Source organism: Amycolatopsis sp. NPDC004747 (genome assembly GCF_053601335.1).
The window spans coordinates 86,098-102,211 of record NZ_JBSGBQ010000021.1 but is presented as its reverse complement, the minus strand read 5'-3'; the positions used below and the strand labels follow the sequence as shown (position 1 = coordinate 102,211).

Sequence of the window (16,114 nt, the reverse complement as noted above, 5' to 3'; positions counted from 1 at the left end):
TCACGGATCGATCAGCGCCGGTCCGACGTTAGTGACGGGACGGCGACGGCACAAAGGATTATTTCCCGGTCCGGTATTCGGCGAAGATCTCGCCGAGAACGCGGTGCGCTTCCTCGGCTTCCGCGCCGGTCCGGGCCGCGGACACGAGCGTCTTCCAGAGCGCCCAGCCGCGCCCGCGCGCCCAGGTCCCGTCGTCGACGGGCAGGCGCTCGCGGAACGCCCGCCTGCCCTCGGCGGTCAGCAGCGTCCAGGCGATGGCCGTGTCACAGGACGGATCCCCGACCCCGCACGTCCCGAAGTCGATGACGGCGGTCAGTTCGCCGCCGCCCAGCAGGAGGTTCCCGGGCGCGACGTCACCGTGGAACCAGACGTCCCGGCCGTCCCAGCGCGCGGCCAGTGCGCTCGCCCAGATTTCGCGGGCCAATCCGGTGTCGATCCGGCCGTCCAGCGCCATGAGCGCGCGCTCGGCCGACGGCTCGTAGGTGCGCAGGGTCGCGCCCCGGAACCAGTTGTGCTTGCCCGGCTGGGGCCCGTCGCCTGCCTCGACGTCCTGCAGCGCGGCCAGGAACCCGGCCACGTCGACGGCGAAGCGGACGGGGTCGGCGATCCGGTCCCGGCGCGCGGGTTCGCCGTCGAGCCAGGGGTGGATCGACCACGGGAACGGGTAGCCCGCGCTCGCCCGGCCTTCCGCCAGCGGGACCGGAACGGGCCGCGGCAGCCGGGGCGCGAGCACCGGGAGCCACCGCTGCTCCTTTTCGACCGCCAAGGCGTATTCGGCGGCGCTGGGCAGCCGCGCCACCATCGCGTCGCCGACGTGGAAGGTGAAGTTGTCCCACCCGCCGTGGGACACCGGCCGGACCGGGAGCGCGGCCCACTGCGGGAACTGCTCCGCGATCAACCGGCGCACCAGTTCGGCGTCGACGACGATGCGCCGGGGAACGGGACCGAGGTCCGGGACGGTGGTCAACGCGGTGCCCTTGGCTTGATCACGAAACCGAGCATATGCCCGCGATAACCCGGGCCGCCTACCATTTTCGGCGTGAACAGGCGCCCCGGGCTCAGCGCGCGGCTCAAGCTGACCATCAGCTACGCCGCGTTCCTCATGCTCGCCGGCGCCGTTCTGCTCGCCGTCGTGCAGACGTCCCTGCTGCGGTACGTGCCCGACAACGACAAGGGCCTGCTCGGCATCGCCCCGAACCGGTACCTCCTCACGCGCATGTTCGTCCCCTCTGCGGCCACCGCGCTCGGCTTCCTGCTGGTGTTCGGGCTCGTGGGCGGCTGGCTGCTGGCCGGCCGGATGCTCGCCCCGCTCACCCGGATCGCGGACGCCGCCCGGCTGGCCGCGCACGGGTCGCTGTCCCACCGCATCCGCCTGAGCGGCCCCTCCGACGAGTTCCGCGAGCTCGCCGACGTCTTCGACACGATGCTCGAACGGCTCGAATCCCAGGTCGGCGAGCAGCAGCGGTTCGCCGCCAACGCCTCGCACGAACTGCGCACCCCGCTGGCCATCTCGCAGGCCATCCTCGACGTCGCCGGCCAGGACCCGGCCTACCCCCGCGACGAGCTCGTCGCCCGGCTCCGCGTGGTGAACACGCGGGCGATCGACCTCACCGAAGCCCTCCTGCTGCTCAGCCGCAGCGACCGGCGGCACTTCACCCGCGAGCCCGTCGACCTGTCCCTCGTCGCCGAAGAGGCCGCCGAAACGCTGTTGCCGCTGGCCGAACAGCGCAAGATCACCCTCGACGTCACCGGGGAGCCGGTCCACGCGACCGGTTCCGCGGCGCTGCTGCTGCGCATGGTGACGAACCTCGTCCAGAACGCGATCGTGCACAACCGCACGGACGGCACGGTCACCGTCCACACCGAACGGCGGCGCTACGCGAGCGTGCTGCTGGTCGAGAACACCGGCCGGCCGCTGCCGCCCGAGCTGGTCCCGACCCTGACCGAGCCCTTCCAGCGCGGGACCGCCCGCACGCGCACCGACGAGCACGACGGCGTCGGCCTCGGGCTGGCGATCGTGCACAGCATCGTCCGGGCCCATGACGGGATGCTCGAGCTGGCACCCCGCGCGGCGGGCGGGCTCCTCGTCACGGTCCGGCTCCCCGCCCGCCGGTGAGCGTCGGTGCTTCACTGGCTGTGCGTTTCCATTCCGCCTCCTCCTACCGAGCCAACCGGGAACGAATTCGACGCTACAACCGGCTTTCCCCGCGGTCATGACGGTCGTGCGGGGGTCAACGACGGGCCTTCAGCCGTCGGATCGGCTGGCCAGCGAACGGTATTCCCCGATCTCGCCGGGCCGGATGAGACCGTCCTGAATGGCCCGGGCGAGCAGCGCGTCCTTCGTCGTCGCGCGCCGGCCGACGGCGGCGTACTTGGTCCTGGCGCGGTCGATGTACTGCTTCACGGTGGCCTCGCTGATCCCCATCCGCCGCCCCACCGACGCCTTCGACATCCCCTGGAACCAGTGCCTGAGCGCGGCGAGTTCCTGTCCGGAAAGGGCCGGGCGGAGCGGCCGGTCGTCGGCGATCATCGCGCCCGCGCTGGACGGGGTGACGTAAGGACGGTCCGCGGCGACGGCCACGATCGTCTCCACGCAGTGCTCGCGGCTTTCGTCCTTCTCGAGGAATTCCGCGCCCGCGTCGAGAACGGCGAGGACGTTTTCGGGCTCGGAATGCGCGGAGAACACCACCACGCGGTGCCCCGCGTCGGTCAGCTCGGCGATCCGGTCGACGATGAGCGTGCCGCGCAGGTTGAGGTCGACCAGCAGGACGTCGGCGTGACCGCCGGGACCGGCGAGGACCTCGTCGACGTCCGCTCCGCCCGCCACCACCCGCACCCGGCGGCCCGGGTCGCGGTCGACCCACGAGCGGACCCCGTCGATCACGACCTCGTGGTCTTCGATGATGGCGACGGTGATCTGCCGGTCCAGCTGGTTTGCACCCACAGCGACTCCCCCTCCCGTTGGCACTCGACCCGGACCTCGCCCGCCGGCCGCGGCACCGGCGGGGTGGCGGCGTCGGCGACGACACTCACCTGCACCTCGCCCCCGCCGCCGGAAATCGTGACCCTGGCGTGGCTGCGCGCCGAGCTCAGCACCTCCACCACCGGCTCGATCAGCTCGCGCCGGGCCCCCACCGGCACCGGCGGCACCGCACCGGAGACGCTCATCCGCACCGGGACACCCCGGGTTTCGGCCACGTCGAGGCACGCGCGCACCTCGTGCAGCAGCGGGTCGGGCACCTCGTCGGCTTCCAGGAACAAGCGGCGGAGCCGGGCGGCTTCGATCGCGCACCGGCGCTGCACGGCCGGATCGGCCGGGTCGCCGGTCCCGTCGGCCAGCTCGGCCAGCACCACGGCTGCCGTGCGCTGGAGGAATTCGTGCCGCCGGACGCGGGCCGCGTGCGCCTGCCCGGCGGCCAAGCGCTGCGTTTCCACTTCGGCCCGCGCCGTGGCCGCTTCGACCGCGCCGTCGACGATCCGGCGCTGCGTGCGCACGCCGTAGGCCAGCGCCACCTGCAGGGCGGTCGCGCCGCCCAGGCTCGTCAGCAGGAACGCGACGTCCTGGAGGCTCGGCTCGGTCAGCAGGAACATGGCCGCCGCGGACGCGGCACCGTTGCCGGCCAGCACCACGGCCAGCGGCGCGGCCGAGCGTCCCCAGCCGGCCAGGACGCCGAGCCAGCCGACCGCGCCGAGCGCCCAGTTTTCGAAGCTGACCACCTCGCCGTCCGCGTCGACCGCGACTGCCACGCTGATCGTCAACGTCAGCGCGACCACGAGCCACGGCCTGCGCACGACGCCGTCGCGAAGCAGCTGGACCGCGCCGGCCGCGAGCATCGCCGTGTACAACACCCACATCACGGGCGAAACCCACGCCCAGCGGAAGTGCGGCCACATCAGCAACACCGCGGCGGTGTCGAAACCGCCGTGCCACAGCCCCGCCATGGCCACGGTCACGATGATCGTCCCGCGCTGGTACCGCGCGGCGAGGGACGCGCTCGAGTCGTCAGCCATCGGGCCGCCACCTGAGCGTGACCACGGTCCCGCGGCCCGGGGCCGACCGGACGACGGCCTCGCCCCCGACCGCGGCCAGCCGGCCCACGACCGCTTCGCGCAGGCCGTACCGGTGCGCGGGCACCGCCGACGGGTCGAAGCCGCGACCGGCGTCGGAAACGATCGCGACGATCTCGCCCGCCTCCGCCGTCAGGACCAGTGACGCGTGGTCGACGCCGGCGTACCGGCGCGCGTTCACCAGAGCGGCGCCCGCGGCCCAGGCGAACGCGTCGGCGACCACCGACGGCGCCTCGCATCCGGCGAGCTCCGTCCGCACCCCGGCCGGCCACCCCGCACGGGCCGGGACGTCCCGGAGCAGGCGGTCGAGCCGGACTCGTCCGTCACCCGTGCCGTCACCCGTGCGCAGGTCCGAAACCACGTCCAGGTCGGCGCGAGCCTGCGCGCGCAGCCGGGCCGAGGAGGCGGTGATGGCGCCGGACCCGACCATCGTCAAGGTGGCGAGCACGGTGTGGTGCAGCCGCCGGTCGGTTTCGCGCTCTTCGGCCCGGCGGAGCCGGTCGGCACGGGCGCGGGCGCGGCTGCGGTGGAACTCGGCCAGTTCGGCGTCGGCGGCCCGGCCCACCCGCCGCAGGAGGGCCATCAGCACCAGGCCGCACAGGTTCTGCAGCGAGTACACCCCGGCCTGCGCGATCCCGGCCCCCGGCACGCCCGCGAGCACTTGGCCGGCGACGTACGCCCCGACGACCACGATCCCGCCGGCGACGCCGACGACCGGCCGCACCCCGATGTGGCCGTAGATGGCGCGCACCCCGATGAGCACCGCGATCCACGAGGCACCCGTCGGGAGGGCCTCGGGGGACAACAGCTGTTCCTGCAGCAGGCAGAGCGCCACGACCTCGGCCAGGTCGACCGTCATCAACCCGGCCGTGATGCGGCGGCGCACCGCACACCAGACGAAGAACGCCGACCAGAGCAGGTTCACCGCCGCGGCGACGAGGGTCACGGCCGGAAAAGGCGACCGGCCCGCATCGAGCACGGCGGCGAAGGCACCGGTGACCCCGAGCGAACCGCGCGCGATCGCCGCACACCGGAACAGCACCCGGTTCATCGCGCGACCGGCATCGCCCTCCTCCGTCGCACGCCCTCCACCCACCGGCACCTCCGCCTCGAAGACGAGGCTAACCGCGCCACCGCCGTTGTCATGACGGCCGTTCGGCTGTCACGGGACGCCGAACGAGCGACGACGACGGCTGTTCGGCCGTCATGACGGCGCGGCGGCCGCGGCACAGGCTTGCTCCAGACCGAACAGAGAGGACACCCCGGAATGAGCATCATGCGAGCTGCCACCGCGATCGTCGCCGCGGGCGCGGTCATCCTGCTGGGTACGGCGCCGGCGCAGGCGTCGAGCTTCGGCGGCGACGGCGACCCCTCCGGTTGCGCGAGCCCGATCACGGTCGCCACCGCCGGGGTCTACGGGTCCCGGGGTCACCTCGCGGGTCTGCAGATCGGTCAGCTGCAGCTCCGGTGGTCCTGGTCCTGCCACGGCAACTGGTCGCGGGTGATCATGTACGGCGGGATGTACGCCAGCCCGGTGACGGTGGAGCAGACCGTCGAGTCGGAAGGCCGCCGGGCCGGCTCGACGGACTTCAACGTGCGGACCGGCAGCGGCGGCACCAGCGCGTGGTCGCCCTACCTCCGGCTCGCGAACTCGCAGAGCACCGCGTGCGTGCAGGTGTGGTTGTCGTCGGACTTCGACACGTTGAACTTCCACACCAACGGCGCCCGGGTCTGCGCCTGAGACCCGCCGGGGCCGGCGGCGCTCAGCCGAAAAGCGACAAATCGATGGAGTCGGCCAGCGCCCGGTAGCCCGCGTCGCTGCCGTGCAGGAAGTCGCCGGAGTGGAACTCCGCGCGGATCCGGCTCGGGTGCTCCGGGTCGCGCCAGACGGCGTCGAAGTCCAGCACCGCGTCGAACGCGCCGCCGGTGCGGATCCACTCGTTGACCTCCCGGCGGGCGAGCTCGGCCTCCGGCGAGTAGGCCTCCGAGCCTTCGAAGGGTGCGATCGTGGTGGCGTGGACCGGCACGCCGTGCTCCCGCGCCCGCGCGGCCAGCTGCCGGAACCCCGCGATGACGTCGCCGGTCGTCACGGGTGCGCCCGGGAACATCTTCAGGAAGTCGGCCAGCGAGCCGTCGTCGCGCGGGGCGAAGGAGATCGCGAGGTCGTTGCCGCCCGCGGAGAGCACGACGCAGCCGAGCCCCGGCGTCGCCAGCACGTCCCGGTCGAAGCGGGCCAGTACCCCGGTGCCGGCGCCGTCGTTGAGCATCCGGTTGCCGCTGATGCCCTGGTTGACGACGAAACCGGCGCCCCGCGCGGCCAGCAGCTCCGGCCAGCTGTGGTGGGTGTCCGGAGTGGACCCGGCGCCGTCGGTGCGCGAGTCGCCGACCACGACGACGGCCGTGGCCGGCGCGTCGGGGAGCACGTCGACCGCGGAGATCAGCGCCCGCACCGGGAGTTCCGTGGCATCCGGCGGCAGCGCGGGCGCGGCGACGGCGTCACCCGGGATCGTCCAGCCGGTGTCCAGGACGGGATCGTGGCAGGTGCAGGTCTCCACCCGCTCCGGCAGGTAGAGGCTGATGGACAGCTCGGCAAGGGCGGGGAGGGGCAGGTCCACCGGATCGCTCAGCATCGGCGCGCCCACCGGCATGGTGCCGGCCGGGGCACCGGAGAAGGTCAGCACGCGTTCCTCCCGAACCCCGCCGCCGGGCACCGCGAGGCCCACCCGGGCCGCGCCGATGGTCACCGGGGCGGTCCCGAATTCGTTGGTGAAGCGGACGCGCACCCGGCGTCCGCCACCGCTCAGGCGGACGACCTGGCGGAGCGTCACGTCGGCGAGGGGCGGGTGGTCGTCGAGCGAGCCCAGCCCGTCGTGCTCGGACTGGGGTGACGCGCCCCAGCTGCGCACCCACTCGATGTTCGTCATCGGTTGCCTCCCTTGGTCGTTCGGACCTCCGAAGGCTGCGCGGGACCGCGCACACCGGGCGCACACGGCGCTGACACCGCCGCCCTGGTTGAGGCCGCGAGGCCGGGCGCGCGAAGATCGGGGCATGGACGGGCTTCGCATCACGCTGCTGGGCACGTTCCAGGTGGCCAGGGGTGCTGCGGTCCGGCCCGTGCCGGGCGCGCGGTTGCAGGCCCTGCTCGTCCGGCTGGCGCTCGCCGGCGGGCACGCGGTCGAGCCGGGCGTGCTGGTCGACGCGGTGTGGGGCGAAGAGCCGCCGTCCGGCACCGCCTCGGCCTTGCAGACCCTCGTTTCCCGGTTGCGCCGCGCCCTCGCCGCGCCCGAGGGCGAGCTCGTGCAGGTCGCGGGCGGCTACCGGCTGGCGGTGGACACCGTGGACGCGGTGCGCTTCGAAGAGCTCGCCGCGCAGGGCCGGGAGCGGCTGCGGGCCGGCGACGCGGACGCCGCGAGCGCCGCGCTCGCCGAGGCCGTGGCGTTGTGGGGCGAGCCGTCGCTCGTCACCGCCGTCGCCCCCGCCGTGGCGACCCGGCTGACCCGGCTGTCGGTCGAAGCCGTCGCGGACCTCGCCGACGCCGAACTGTCGTTGGGGCGCGCCGAACCGGCCGCCGCCCGGCTGGCCGGGCTGCTGGCCGAGCACCCGGCGCACGAGCGGGCGGCGGCACTGCTGATGGACGCGCTCGCCGCGCAAGGACGTCAGGCTGAGGCGCTGACCGTCTACGAACAGGTCCGCCAGGCACTGGCCGACGTCCTCGGCGCCGACCCCGGCACCGCGCTGCGGGAGCGTCACCTCCGCCTGCTGCGGCCCGAAGTGCCCGCACCGGAGCGGGCCCGGCCCGCGCCCCTGCCCGCGCCGTTGACCAGCTTCATCGGCCGGGACGACGACCTCGCGCGCATCGCGGCCCTGCTCGCGTCCGGGCGCCTGGTCACCGTGCTCGGTCCCGGTGGCGCCGGCAAGACGCGGCTCGCGCTGGAGGCGGCCCGCCGCCACGGCCACGACGTCCGGTTCGTCGAGCTCGCGTCCGTCACCGAGCCGTCGAAGGTCGGGCCGGCCGTGCTCGCCGGGATCGGGCTGCGCGGCAGCGCACTGTTCGACGCCCGCAGGCGCGCCGGGAACGCCGAGCTGGACGTGCTCGTCAGCGAGCTCGGCGGCCGGGACAGCCTGCTGCTGATCGACAACTGCGAGCACCTGATCGACGCCGTGGCCCACCTGGTCGCGACGCTGCTGCCCCGCTGCCCGGGGCTGCGGGTGCTCGCCACCAGCCGCGAACCGCTGGCGGTGGACGGCGAGGCGCTCGTGCCGCTGGGCCCGCTGGCTCTGCCCGGCCCCGACCTCGACGACGTCTCCGAAGTGGCGTCGGTGCGCCTGTTCACCGAGCGGGCCGCCGCCGTGCGACCCGGTTTCAAGGTCGACGAGACCACGCTGTCCGACGTCGTGCGCGTGGTGCGCGGCCTGGACGGCCTGCCGCTGGCCCTCGAGCTGGCCGCCGCCCGGTTGCGGACGCTGTCGCTGCCCGACCTGGCCGGCGGGCTCGCCGACCGGTTCCGGCTCCTCACCACCGGCAGCCGCACCGCGCCGCCGCGGCACCGCACCCTGCGTGCGGTCATCGCCTGGAGCTGGGAGCTGCTCGACGAGCGCGAACGCACGGTCGCGGACCGGATTTCCGTCCTGCCCGGCGGGGTCACGGCCGCCTCGGCCGCCGCCGTCTGCGCCGGCACCGGCGTGTCCGCCGGCGAGCTGCCCGAGCTGCTCGCCGCCCTCGTCGACCGGTCGCTGCTGCAGCTGGCGCCGGGCGGCCGGTACCGGATGCTCGAAACCCTCCGCGAATACGGCACCGACCGGCTCGGCGGCTCCGGCGACCTCGGCCCGGCCCGCGACCTGGCCGCCGCGTACTTCACGGAGCTGACCGCCCGCCACGACGCCGAGCTGCGCGGGCCCGGCCAGCTGGCGGCCATGGCCGTCATCGGCGCCGAGTACGACAACACCCTCGCCGCCCTGCGCCACCTGTGCGCCACCGGCAGGGCCGCCGCCGCGATCGCCCTGGCCCTGGCGCTGACCTGGTACTGGCAGATGTTCGGCCGCGACGCCGACGCCGGGTACTGGCTGGGCGAGGCCCTGGCGGTGCCCGGCGGCGAGCCGACGCCCGAGCGGGACTGCGCCCGGGCCGCCCACCTGCTCACCCGGGCGGACATCCTGTCCGGGATCTCCGCCGGGGAGGCCGCGGCCGACCGGGCGGAGATGCGCGAGCTGGCCGGACGGCTGCCGGCGCACCCGGGCCTGCCGGGCCACCACCGCGTGTTCGCCCCGATGCTGCTGTTCCTGCTGGGCGACGAAACCGCACCCGCGCTCTTCCGGCAGCTGACCGAGGGCGACGACGAGTGGTTGTCCGGGCTGGCGCACGTGTTCCAGGCCGAGATCGCCGAGAACGCGGGCGAGCTCGGCGACGTGCGCGTCCACGTGGAGGCGGCGCTGGCCGCCTTCCGGCGGGCCGGCGACCGGTGGGGCCAGGCGGCGGCGCTGCCGATGCGCGCTCAGCTGCGGCGCTACGACGACCTCGACGGCGCGCTGGCCGACCTGCGCGAAGCCCGGACGCTGGCGGACGAATTCGGCGCACCCAGCCTCGGCGACCGGCTCTACAACGACCTGCGCTGGATCGACCTGCAGATCCGGCGCGGCGAAACCGACCGGGCGCTGGCGATGATCGGCGCCACCCGTGACCGGCTGCGGCGCACGTCGGAACCGCCGGTCCTGATCGACGGCTGGGAGGCCGACCTGCTGGTGCGCCTGGGCGACCTGGCCGGGGCCGGCGCACTGCTCGACGACGCCGAACGCCGTCTGCTCGCCGACACCGGCTTCCCTTCCCACCACGCGCGGGCGCTGATCGCCGGTGCGCGGTCCGCGCTCTGCCTGGCCCTGGGCGACCGGCCGGGCGCGGAGAAGGCCGCCCTCGAGGCGTACGCGGCCGCACTGGCGGCCCGGGACCTGCCGATCCTTTCGCTGGTGACGGTGCACACGGCCGCGCTCGCCGAAGCACTCGGGCGGCCGCGCGAATCGGCCGTGCTGCTGGGCACCGCCGCCCGGCTGCGCGGCGCGCACGACCACACCGATCCGCAGGTCCGCGCGCTCACCGGCCGCGGTCGCGCCGCACTCGGCGAGGACGGGTTCGCGGTGGCGTACGCGGAAGGCTGGGCGCCGGCCGCGCCGGCCGCCGTGACCGCCGCCGACCCGGCCCGGCTCGTGTCGTAGGCGCTGTGACCGCGGTGTGCGCGCGGTGTGCGTGACGGCGGCCAGCCTCGGGGCACGGAGAAGACCTCGAGAAGGCGGTTTGTCGTGCATGACGTGGTGATCGTGGGAGCGGGCCCGGTCGGGCTGTTCCTGGCCTGCGAACTCGGCCTCGCGGGCCGGTCGGTGCTGGTGCTCGAACGGGAGGCGGAGCCGCGTTCGCCGTGGCGGAGCTTCCCGCTCGGCATGCGCGGCCTGTCGGGTGGGTCGGTCGAGGCGTTCCACCGCAGGGGAATGCTGACGCCGCTGCTGGCCGCGTCCGGCGCGGCCGAGCGGCCCGTCCCGGACGAGCCGGCGCCCCCGCGGTCGGTCGGCCACTTCGCCGGCACGCCCCTCGACCCGGCCGACGTCGACCTCGCGCGCCTGCCGTACCGGCTGCCGAGCCCGGCGCTGGACGGCATCATGACCAGCCTCGAGGCGGTGGAGACGGTCCTGGCCGAGCGAGCCGTCAAGCTCGGCGTCGAAATCCGCCGGGGCGTCGCGGTCACGGCCGTCGACCAGGACGGCTCGGGCGTGGTCGCCCAGGCCGGCGCGCGGGAGTACCGGGCCCGTTGGCTCGTCGGCTGCGACGGCGGCCGCAGCACGGTCCGGCGGCTGGCGGGCTTCGAGTTCGCGGGCACCGAGCCGCAGCTGACCGGGTACCTCGCGCTGGCCACGCTCGCCGATCCCGACGTCCTGCAGCGGGGCTTCACCGTGACGCCGCGGGGCATGTACGTGACGATGTCGGAGCCGGGCCACCTGGGCGTGCTGGACTTCGACGGCGGAGCGTACGACCGTTCCCGGCCCCTGACGCGCGAACACCTCGAGTCGGTGCTGCGCCGGGTGTCCGGCACCGGCGTGACGCTCGACGAGGTGCACTTCGCCTCGACGTTCACCGATCGCGCGAGGCAGACGACCACGTACCGCCACGGCCGCGTCCTGCTCGCCGGAGACGCGGCGCACATCCACTCGCCGCTGGGCGGCCAGGGCCTCAACCTGGGCATCGGCGACGCGATGAACCTGGGCTGGAAGCTCGCGGCGACGGCGGCCGACCGCGCGCCTGCCGGCCTCCTGGACACCTACCAGGCCGAGCGCCACCCGGTCGGCGCCCGGGTGCTCGACTGGTCACGGGCCCAGGTGGCGACGATGCGCCCGGACCCGCATTCCCGGGCCGTCCGGTCGGTGGTCCAGGACCTCCTGGCCACCCGCGACGGGACGACGTACGTCTTCGAGCGCACCTCGGGGACCTCGCTGCGCTACTTCGGCGAGCACGGCCTGGCCGGTCACAACGCCCCGGACTTCGCGCTGGCGGACGGAACCCGCTTGAGCGACCTGCTGCAGGAGGGCCGTGGCGTCGCGCTGGACTTCGGCGGCCGGCTGGGCTCGGTGCCGCTGCGCGACCGCGTCCGGTACGTCGCCGGCCCGGCGCGCGACGACCTGGGGTTCGGCGCGGTGCTGGTCCGGCCGGACGGGATCGTCGCGTGGGCGGGCGACCGCGTCCCGGACGCCGGCTCGTTCGAAGAGGCCGTGCGCCGCTGGTTCTGAACCGGGCGAAGTCACGGCCGGGCCACCCGGCGCGCCCCCGGCCGGACGGCGGGCCCGCACCGGGTGGCGCGGCTCCAGCCCGAGGTGACCACGCCGTCGACCGCGTCGTGGGCGGCGCGCAGCTGCTCGACGATCGCGGACATCGGCAGGTGCGGGCGCAGCGCGGCGTGCCCGGCGACGAGCGCGAGGGTGCGCGGAAACCCTTGGCAGAACTCGACGACCTCGTCGAGGGCGGCGCCTTCGGCCGCGAGCCGTGGCTCGCCGACCCGCCGGGCCAGCAGCTCGCGGGACTCGGCCGGGGAGAGCGCGCGCAGCGGCAGCGGGCAGGTCCCCTCCACCACCGCCAGCTCGGGCAGCGGGTGCCGGCTGGTGACGACGGTCAAGCACCCGGACGACCCCGGCAGCAGCGACCGGACCTGCGCGGCGTCGCGGACGTCGTCCAGCACCACGAGCACCCGCTGGTTCGCGAGCAGGCTGCGGAACAACGCGGAGGCGCCGTCCACCGTGCCGGGCACGCGCGGCTCCGGCACGCCGAGCGCCTCCAGGAACCCGTGCAGCACAACGGCCGTGGCCGCGGCGCCGGCGGCCGGGTCGGAGCCGCCCAGGTTCGCGTACAGCTGACCGTCGGGGAACCGCGGCGCGAGCCGGTGCGCGGCGTGCGTGGCGAGCGTCGTCTTGCCGACGCCGGCGACGCCGGTGATCGTCCGGACCCGTGGCACCGGGGCGCCGGGCCGTTCGTGGGACGGCACGAGGGCCGCCAGCTCCCCGCGCCGTCCCGCGAAGTACGGCACGTCCATCGGGAGCTGCGCCGGCCGCACCACCGGGACCGGCACGACCGCCGGCTCGGCGACGAGGCCCCAGCTGCGGGCCGCCTGGCGCAGCACCCGGTCGTGCGCCGCCCGCAGCTGCGGGCCCGGGCCCACGCCGAACTCGTCGGCGAGGCACCGCCGCGCCGTCTCGTAGGCGGTGAACGCCTCGGCCTGGCGCCCGGTGAGGCCCAGCGCCAGCACGAGCCGGGCCAGCAGCGATTCGTCCAGCGGGTAGCGGTTGCTCGCCTCGCGCAGAGCACTCACCACCTCCTCGGGCAGCTCCGCCTCCGCCAGCACGTCGAAGGCTTCCCGCAGCGCCTGCAGGTACTCCATCTCCACCGCGGCGAACAGCGGGTGTTCGGCGACGTGCCGGGGGCACCCGGTCGCGACCTGCCCGGTCCACAGCCCCAGCGCCGCCCGGTAGCGCTCTCCGGCGTGCGCCGCGCCGTCGGATCGGGCCTGGCGCACCAGTTCCCGGAACCGGTGGAGGTCGACGGCCTCGGGCCGCGCGTCCAGCTGGTAGCCGTTGGCGCTGCGGGACAGCCAGCGCCCCGCGGCCCGCTCGGGCAGCCGGGGTTCGAGCAGCCGCCGGATCGCGCCGATGTGCCGGTGGATCACGTTCGCCGCGCTGGGCGGCGGGTCCGCGCCCCAGACCACCTCGGCGATCTTGGCCGGGGAAACGGGATGCCCGAGTTTCACCATCAGCAGCGCCAGAATGGCCCGTTGCTGGGGAGAACCCAGCTTCACGTCGCTTTCGGACCACCGGACGCGCACGGGGCCCAGGACGAAGAAATGGAACTCGGATTCCCCCATGTACGTTTTCCGCCTGCATTGGTGGACGTTTTCCGGCACGATCGACACTACCCACGAGCCCGCCGGTGGCAATGGCGGGCAACGAACTCACCCTGAACGGGTGGCCGATCATCACTCACACGGCCGCAGGCACAATCGGGTGCCGCAAAACTGTCAGCGGCCCGCCGGACAGCCAGAACGCCGTCAGTTTTCCGGCACTGTTCTTTTCTAGATTGGCGGTGGAGCACGATTCCGCCGACGACCGCAAAGGTGATCAGCCATGCCACTGACCCGGCCCGTTCCGTTCGACCTCACCGACTGCCGTGCCGCACACGGCCGCGTCTACGACATCGAAGTCCACGACGGCACCGGGTGGCAGCCGCACGGCCGGCTCGTCGTCCAGGACGACATGGTGACGCACGACGAAGACCACGTGCACGCCGTCACCTACCACGGCGCCAACCACGCGCTGCTCGTCCGGGGCAAGGGCGGCGACCCCACGTTCCGGGCCCGGTTCAACCTGACCGAGTGCGGGTCCGCGTTCGTCGGCACGATGTCCACCGGCGGCGGCGCGCCGCAGGCCGTGCGCGGCCGGGTGCTCGAGCAGGTCTACCACACCGAACGGCACCCGAAGGCGGATCCGCACGCCCCGTTCCGGCCGGCGGAGGACCTCACCATCAAGTCCGAGTGGGTCGGCAACGACCTGAAGATCACCTACCTGCTCGGCACCGAAGACATCAGCGACCGCACCCGCGTGACCAAGGTCGACCGGCGGAAGGGGGAAACCACGCTCGAGATGGTCCCGCAGCTCGTCGCCCCGTTCCGCCAGAACGCCTTCGTGATCGTGCTCGCCTCCGGCAGCCGGACCTTCGCCGGGACGTACACCGACGACGACGCCAACGAGTACGACTGGCGCGGCAGCTCGCCCGTCCCCGAGCCGGTGGCCGCCGCCCGGGCCGTCGTCCTCGGCAACGGCACGGCGGCCGCCGCGGACCCCGCGACCGCCACGCTGTCGGTGCAGGACCTGGACAACATCTCCTCGATCGAGATCGTCACCGACGGCAAGGGCAACCAGGTCACCGTCGACTTCGCCCAGACCACCTGCGGCGGCTACTTCAACAAGTGCCTCGTCAACGGCCTGGAAGACCGGTGGGTCAACGGCATCTACGGGCACCGGTACACCCTCCCGGAGGGGGTGAAGAAGGTGTTCGACGGCTCGAAGCAGTTCTTCACCGAGAACGCCGTGCTCGGCACCGGCCAGATGCTCTACGACAACCTCGGCACCTGGCCGCAGTACCAGGACCTGATCCGCAAGATCCGCCCGGAGACCATGAAGAACGTCTGGACGGACATGGGCAAGAGCGAGACCGAGGGGGTGCGCTACCAGGAGGCGAGCAGTGCCCTGTACCTGGAGGGCTACCGCGACGGCGTCAAGGCGATGCGGCCGTACCTCGACCACGACGCCGAGAAGTGGGCGGCGGACTACTTCGCCTGGCTGACCGACGACGCCAACCTGCTCACCTGGCAGATCCAGGTCGCCAGCAAGCAGTTCGACAACGTGAAGACCCGGATGTACGAGTGGTACGTCAAGCTGCAGGTGCTCGCGCCGAAGAAGGACTACGGCCAGCGCATGGTGACCATCGCCTACGCGGCGCTGCTCGGGGTCAACTACTCGAAGTCCCAGTGGTCGGACGACCTCAAGCCGTTCCTCCAGGCGCTGATCGAGAACGCCATCGCCGGCAAGGTCGACCCGACCGTCATGGACAAGCTCCAGCAGCAGACGGCCAAGGAGAACCAGGAGCTGCTGAAAACCCTGATCACCACCACCGACTCGATCCTGCACCTGGTGAACGGCATCGCCGCGGCGCTCTCGGCCTACCAGCGGAAGTCGTTGCAGCAGCTCGCCACGGACCCCGAGGTCCAGCACCTGATCGGGCAGCAGCTGCAGGGCAAGCAGTACGAGGCCTGGAACCAGCTGTCGAAGAGCGGGAAGGTCAAGGGCCTGCTGGGCATGCTGTTCTACGGTGCTTCGGCCGGCTTCCTCATCTACTCCATCGTCCAGGACAGCAAGAACCCGCAGACGCCGAAGGCGATCACCGAAGAGGTGAACCTGGGCATGCTCGCCCTGGCGCTGCTGGTGCAGGGCGTCCAGAAGATGATGTCCCTCGGGGTCGGCCGCTTCCTGCGGAACTTCGCGGGCGGCGGCCGGGGCGGCGCGTTCCGCGCGTTCGCCGGCGACCTCGCCACCTGGTTCGCCGAGGGCGGCAAGGTGATCCCGAGGGGCCCGGTCGGGCGGGCGTTCGTGGCCGTCTTCGGCGAGAACGCCGCGGAGTTCATGGCCCGGCGGATCGGGCCGGCGATGGCCGTCTGCGGCCTGGTGCTCGCCGCCTTCACGCTGTACGACGCCATCAAGTCGGGCGACGTGCGCAACATCGTGTTCGAGGCGCTGAACACCTTCGTCGCACTGGCGACCGTTGCCCTGCTCGGCCTGGAGCTGATGAGCTTCGCCTGGGCCGGCCCGGCCGGTCTCGCCATCGCGGCCGTCGGCGTCGTCATCGCGCTGATCCAGTTCATCTGGAACTGGATCGACCCGCCCCCGCCGCCGCCGGACCCGATCACCGACTTCGTCAAGGGCCCGATGGTGGCCAAGGGCTACGCCAACGCGTGAGGGAGCTCCG

General features: G+C 73.7%; 11 protein-coding genes. 5 read left to right on the top strand and 6 right to left on the bottom strand.

All coding sequences use genetic code 11. The features are described 5' to 3' along the window. Nucleotides 1-58: 58 nt before the first annotated feature. Nucleotides 59-967, bottom strand: coding sequence for an aminoglycoside phosphotransferase family protein (locus tag ACWEGE_RS30485; protein ID WP_449663885.1), 909 nt, complete (start codon nucleotides 965-967; stop codon nucleotides 59-61). Between the two features lie 72 nt (nucleotides 968-1,039). Between ACWEGE_RS30485 and ACWEGE_RS30480 the strand changes: the two genes are divergently transcribed. Beyond that, a complete protein-coding gene (locus tag ACWEGE_RS30480; RefSeq protein WP_449663884.1) occupies nucleotides 1,040-2,116 on the top strand; it encodes a sensor histidine kinase in 1,077 nt (358 codons plus the stop codon). 129 nt (nucleotides 2,117-2,245) lie between these two features. Here the strand turns inward: ACWEGE_RS30480 and ACWEGE_RS30475 are convergent, their stop codons facing one another. The 3 genes from ACWEGE_RS30475 to ACWEGE_RS30465 are packed head-to-tail and all read right to left on the bottom strand — an operon-like array spanning nucleotide 2,246 to nucleotide 5,119. Beyond that, complete coding sequence (locus ACWEGE_RS30475) at nucleotides 2,246-2,944, bottom strand: response regulator (RefSeq protein ID WP_449663883.1); 699 nt, start codon at nucleotides 2,942-2,944, stop codon at nucleotides 2,246-2,248. Next, nucleotides 2,881-4,011 carry a hypothetical protein gene (locus ACWEGE_RS30470; protein ID WP_449663882.1) on the bottom strand — a complete coding sequence of 377 codons (1,131 nt, stop codon included), beginning with the start codon at nucleotides 4,009-4,011 and terminating at the stop codon, nucleotides 2,881-2,883. Before ACWEGE_RS30470 ends, ACWEGE_RS30475 begins: the two co-directional genes overlap by 64 nt. Then, on the bottom strand, nucleotides 4,004-5,119 hold the full coding sequence (locus tag ACWEGE_RS30465) for a sensor histidine kinase (RefSeq protein WP_449663881.1): 1,116 nt from the start codon (nucleotides 5,117-5,119) through the stop codon (nucleotides 4,004-4,006). Before ACWEGE_RS30465 ends, ACWEGE_RS30470 begins: the two co-directional genes overlap by 8 nt. Nucleotides 5,120-5,344: 225 nt before the next feature. Here ACWEGE_RS30465 and ACWEGE_RS30460 point away from each other — a divergent pair, with 225 nt between their 5' ends. Next, complete coding sequence (locus tag ACWEGE_RS30460) at nucleotides 5,345-5,809, top strand: hypothetical protein (protein ID WP_449663880.1); 465 nt, start codon at nucleotides 5,345-5,347, stop codon at nucleotides 5,807-5,809. A gap of 22 nt (nucleotides 5,810-5,831) precedes the next feature. Here the strand turns inward: ACWEGE_RS30460 and ACWEGE_RS30455 are convergent, their stop codons facing one another. After that, nucleotides 5,832-6,992 (bottom strand): SGNH/GDSL hydrolase family protein, encoded by a 1,161-nt coding sequence (locus ACWEGE_RS30455; protein ID WP_449663879.1) that lies wholly within the window; start codon nucleotides 6,990-6,992, stop codon nucleotides 5,832-5,834. Between the two features lie 124 nt (nucleotides 6,993-7,116). Between ACWEGE_RS30455 and ACWEGE_RS30450 the strand changes: the two genes are divergently transcribed. Both ACWEGE_RS30450 and ACWEGE_RS30445 read left to right on the top strand, forming a co-directional pair. Beyond that, complete coding sequence (locus ACWEGE_RS30450) at nucleotides 7,117-10,275, top strand: BTAD domain-containing putative transcriptional regulator (protein ID WP_449663878.1); 3,159 nt, start codon at nucleotides 7,117-7,119, stop codon at nucleotides 10,273-10,275. 84 nt (nucleotides 10,276-10,359) lie between these two features. Next, the gene (locus ACWEGE_RS30445; RefSeq protein WP_449663877.1) at nucleotides 10,360-11,835 is read left to right on the top strand and encodes an FAD-dependent monooxygenase; all 1,476 of its coding nucleotides are present in this window, start codon (nucleotides 10,360-10,362) and stop codon (nucleotides 11,833-11,835) included. 11 nt (nucleotides 11,836-11,846) lie between these two features. On the opposite strand, the gene ACWEGE_RS30440 is transcribed toward ACWEGE_RS30445, so the two are convergent. Further along, entirely contained in the window at nucleotides 11,847-13,457 is a 1,611-nt protein-coding gene (locus tag ACWEGE_RS30440) for a BTAD domain-containing putative transcriptional regulator (protein WP_449663876.1), read from the bottom strand. Between the two features lie 259 nt (nucleotides 13,458-13,716). Between ACWEGE_RS30440 and ACWEGE_RS30435 the strand changes: the two genes are divergently transcribed. Then, nucleotides 13,717-16,104: a hypothetical protein gene (locus ACWEGE_RS30435; protein WP_449663875.1), complete on the top strand. Its 2,388-nt coding sequence runs from the start codon at nucleotides 13,717-13,719 to the stop codon at nucleotides 16,102-16,104. The last annotated feature ends 10 nt before the right edge of the window (nucleotides 16,105-16,114 follow it).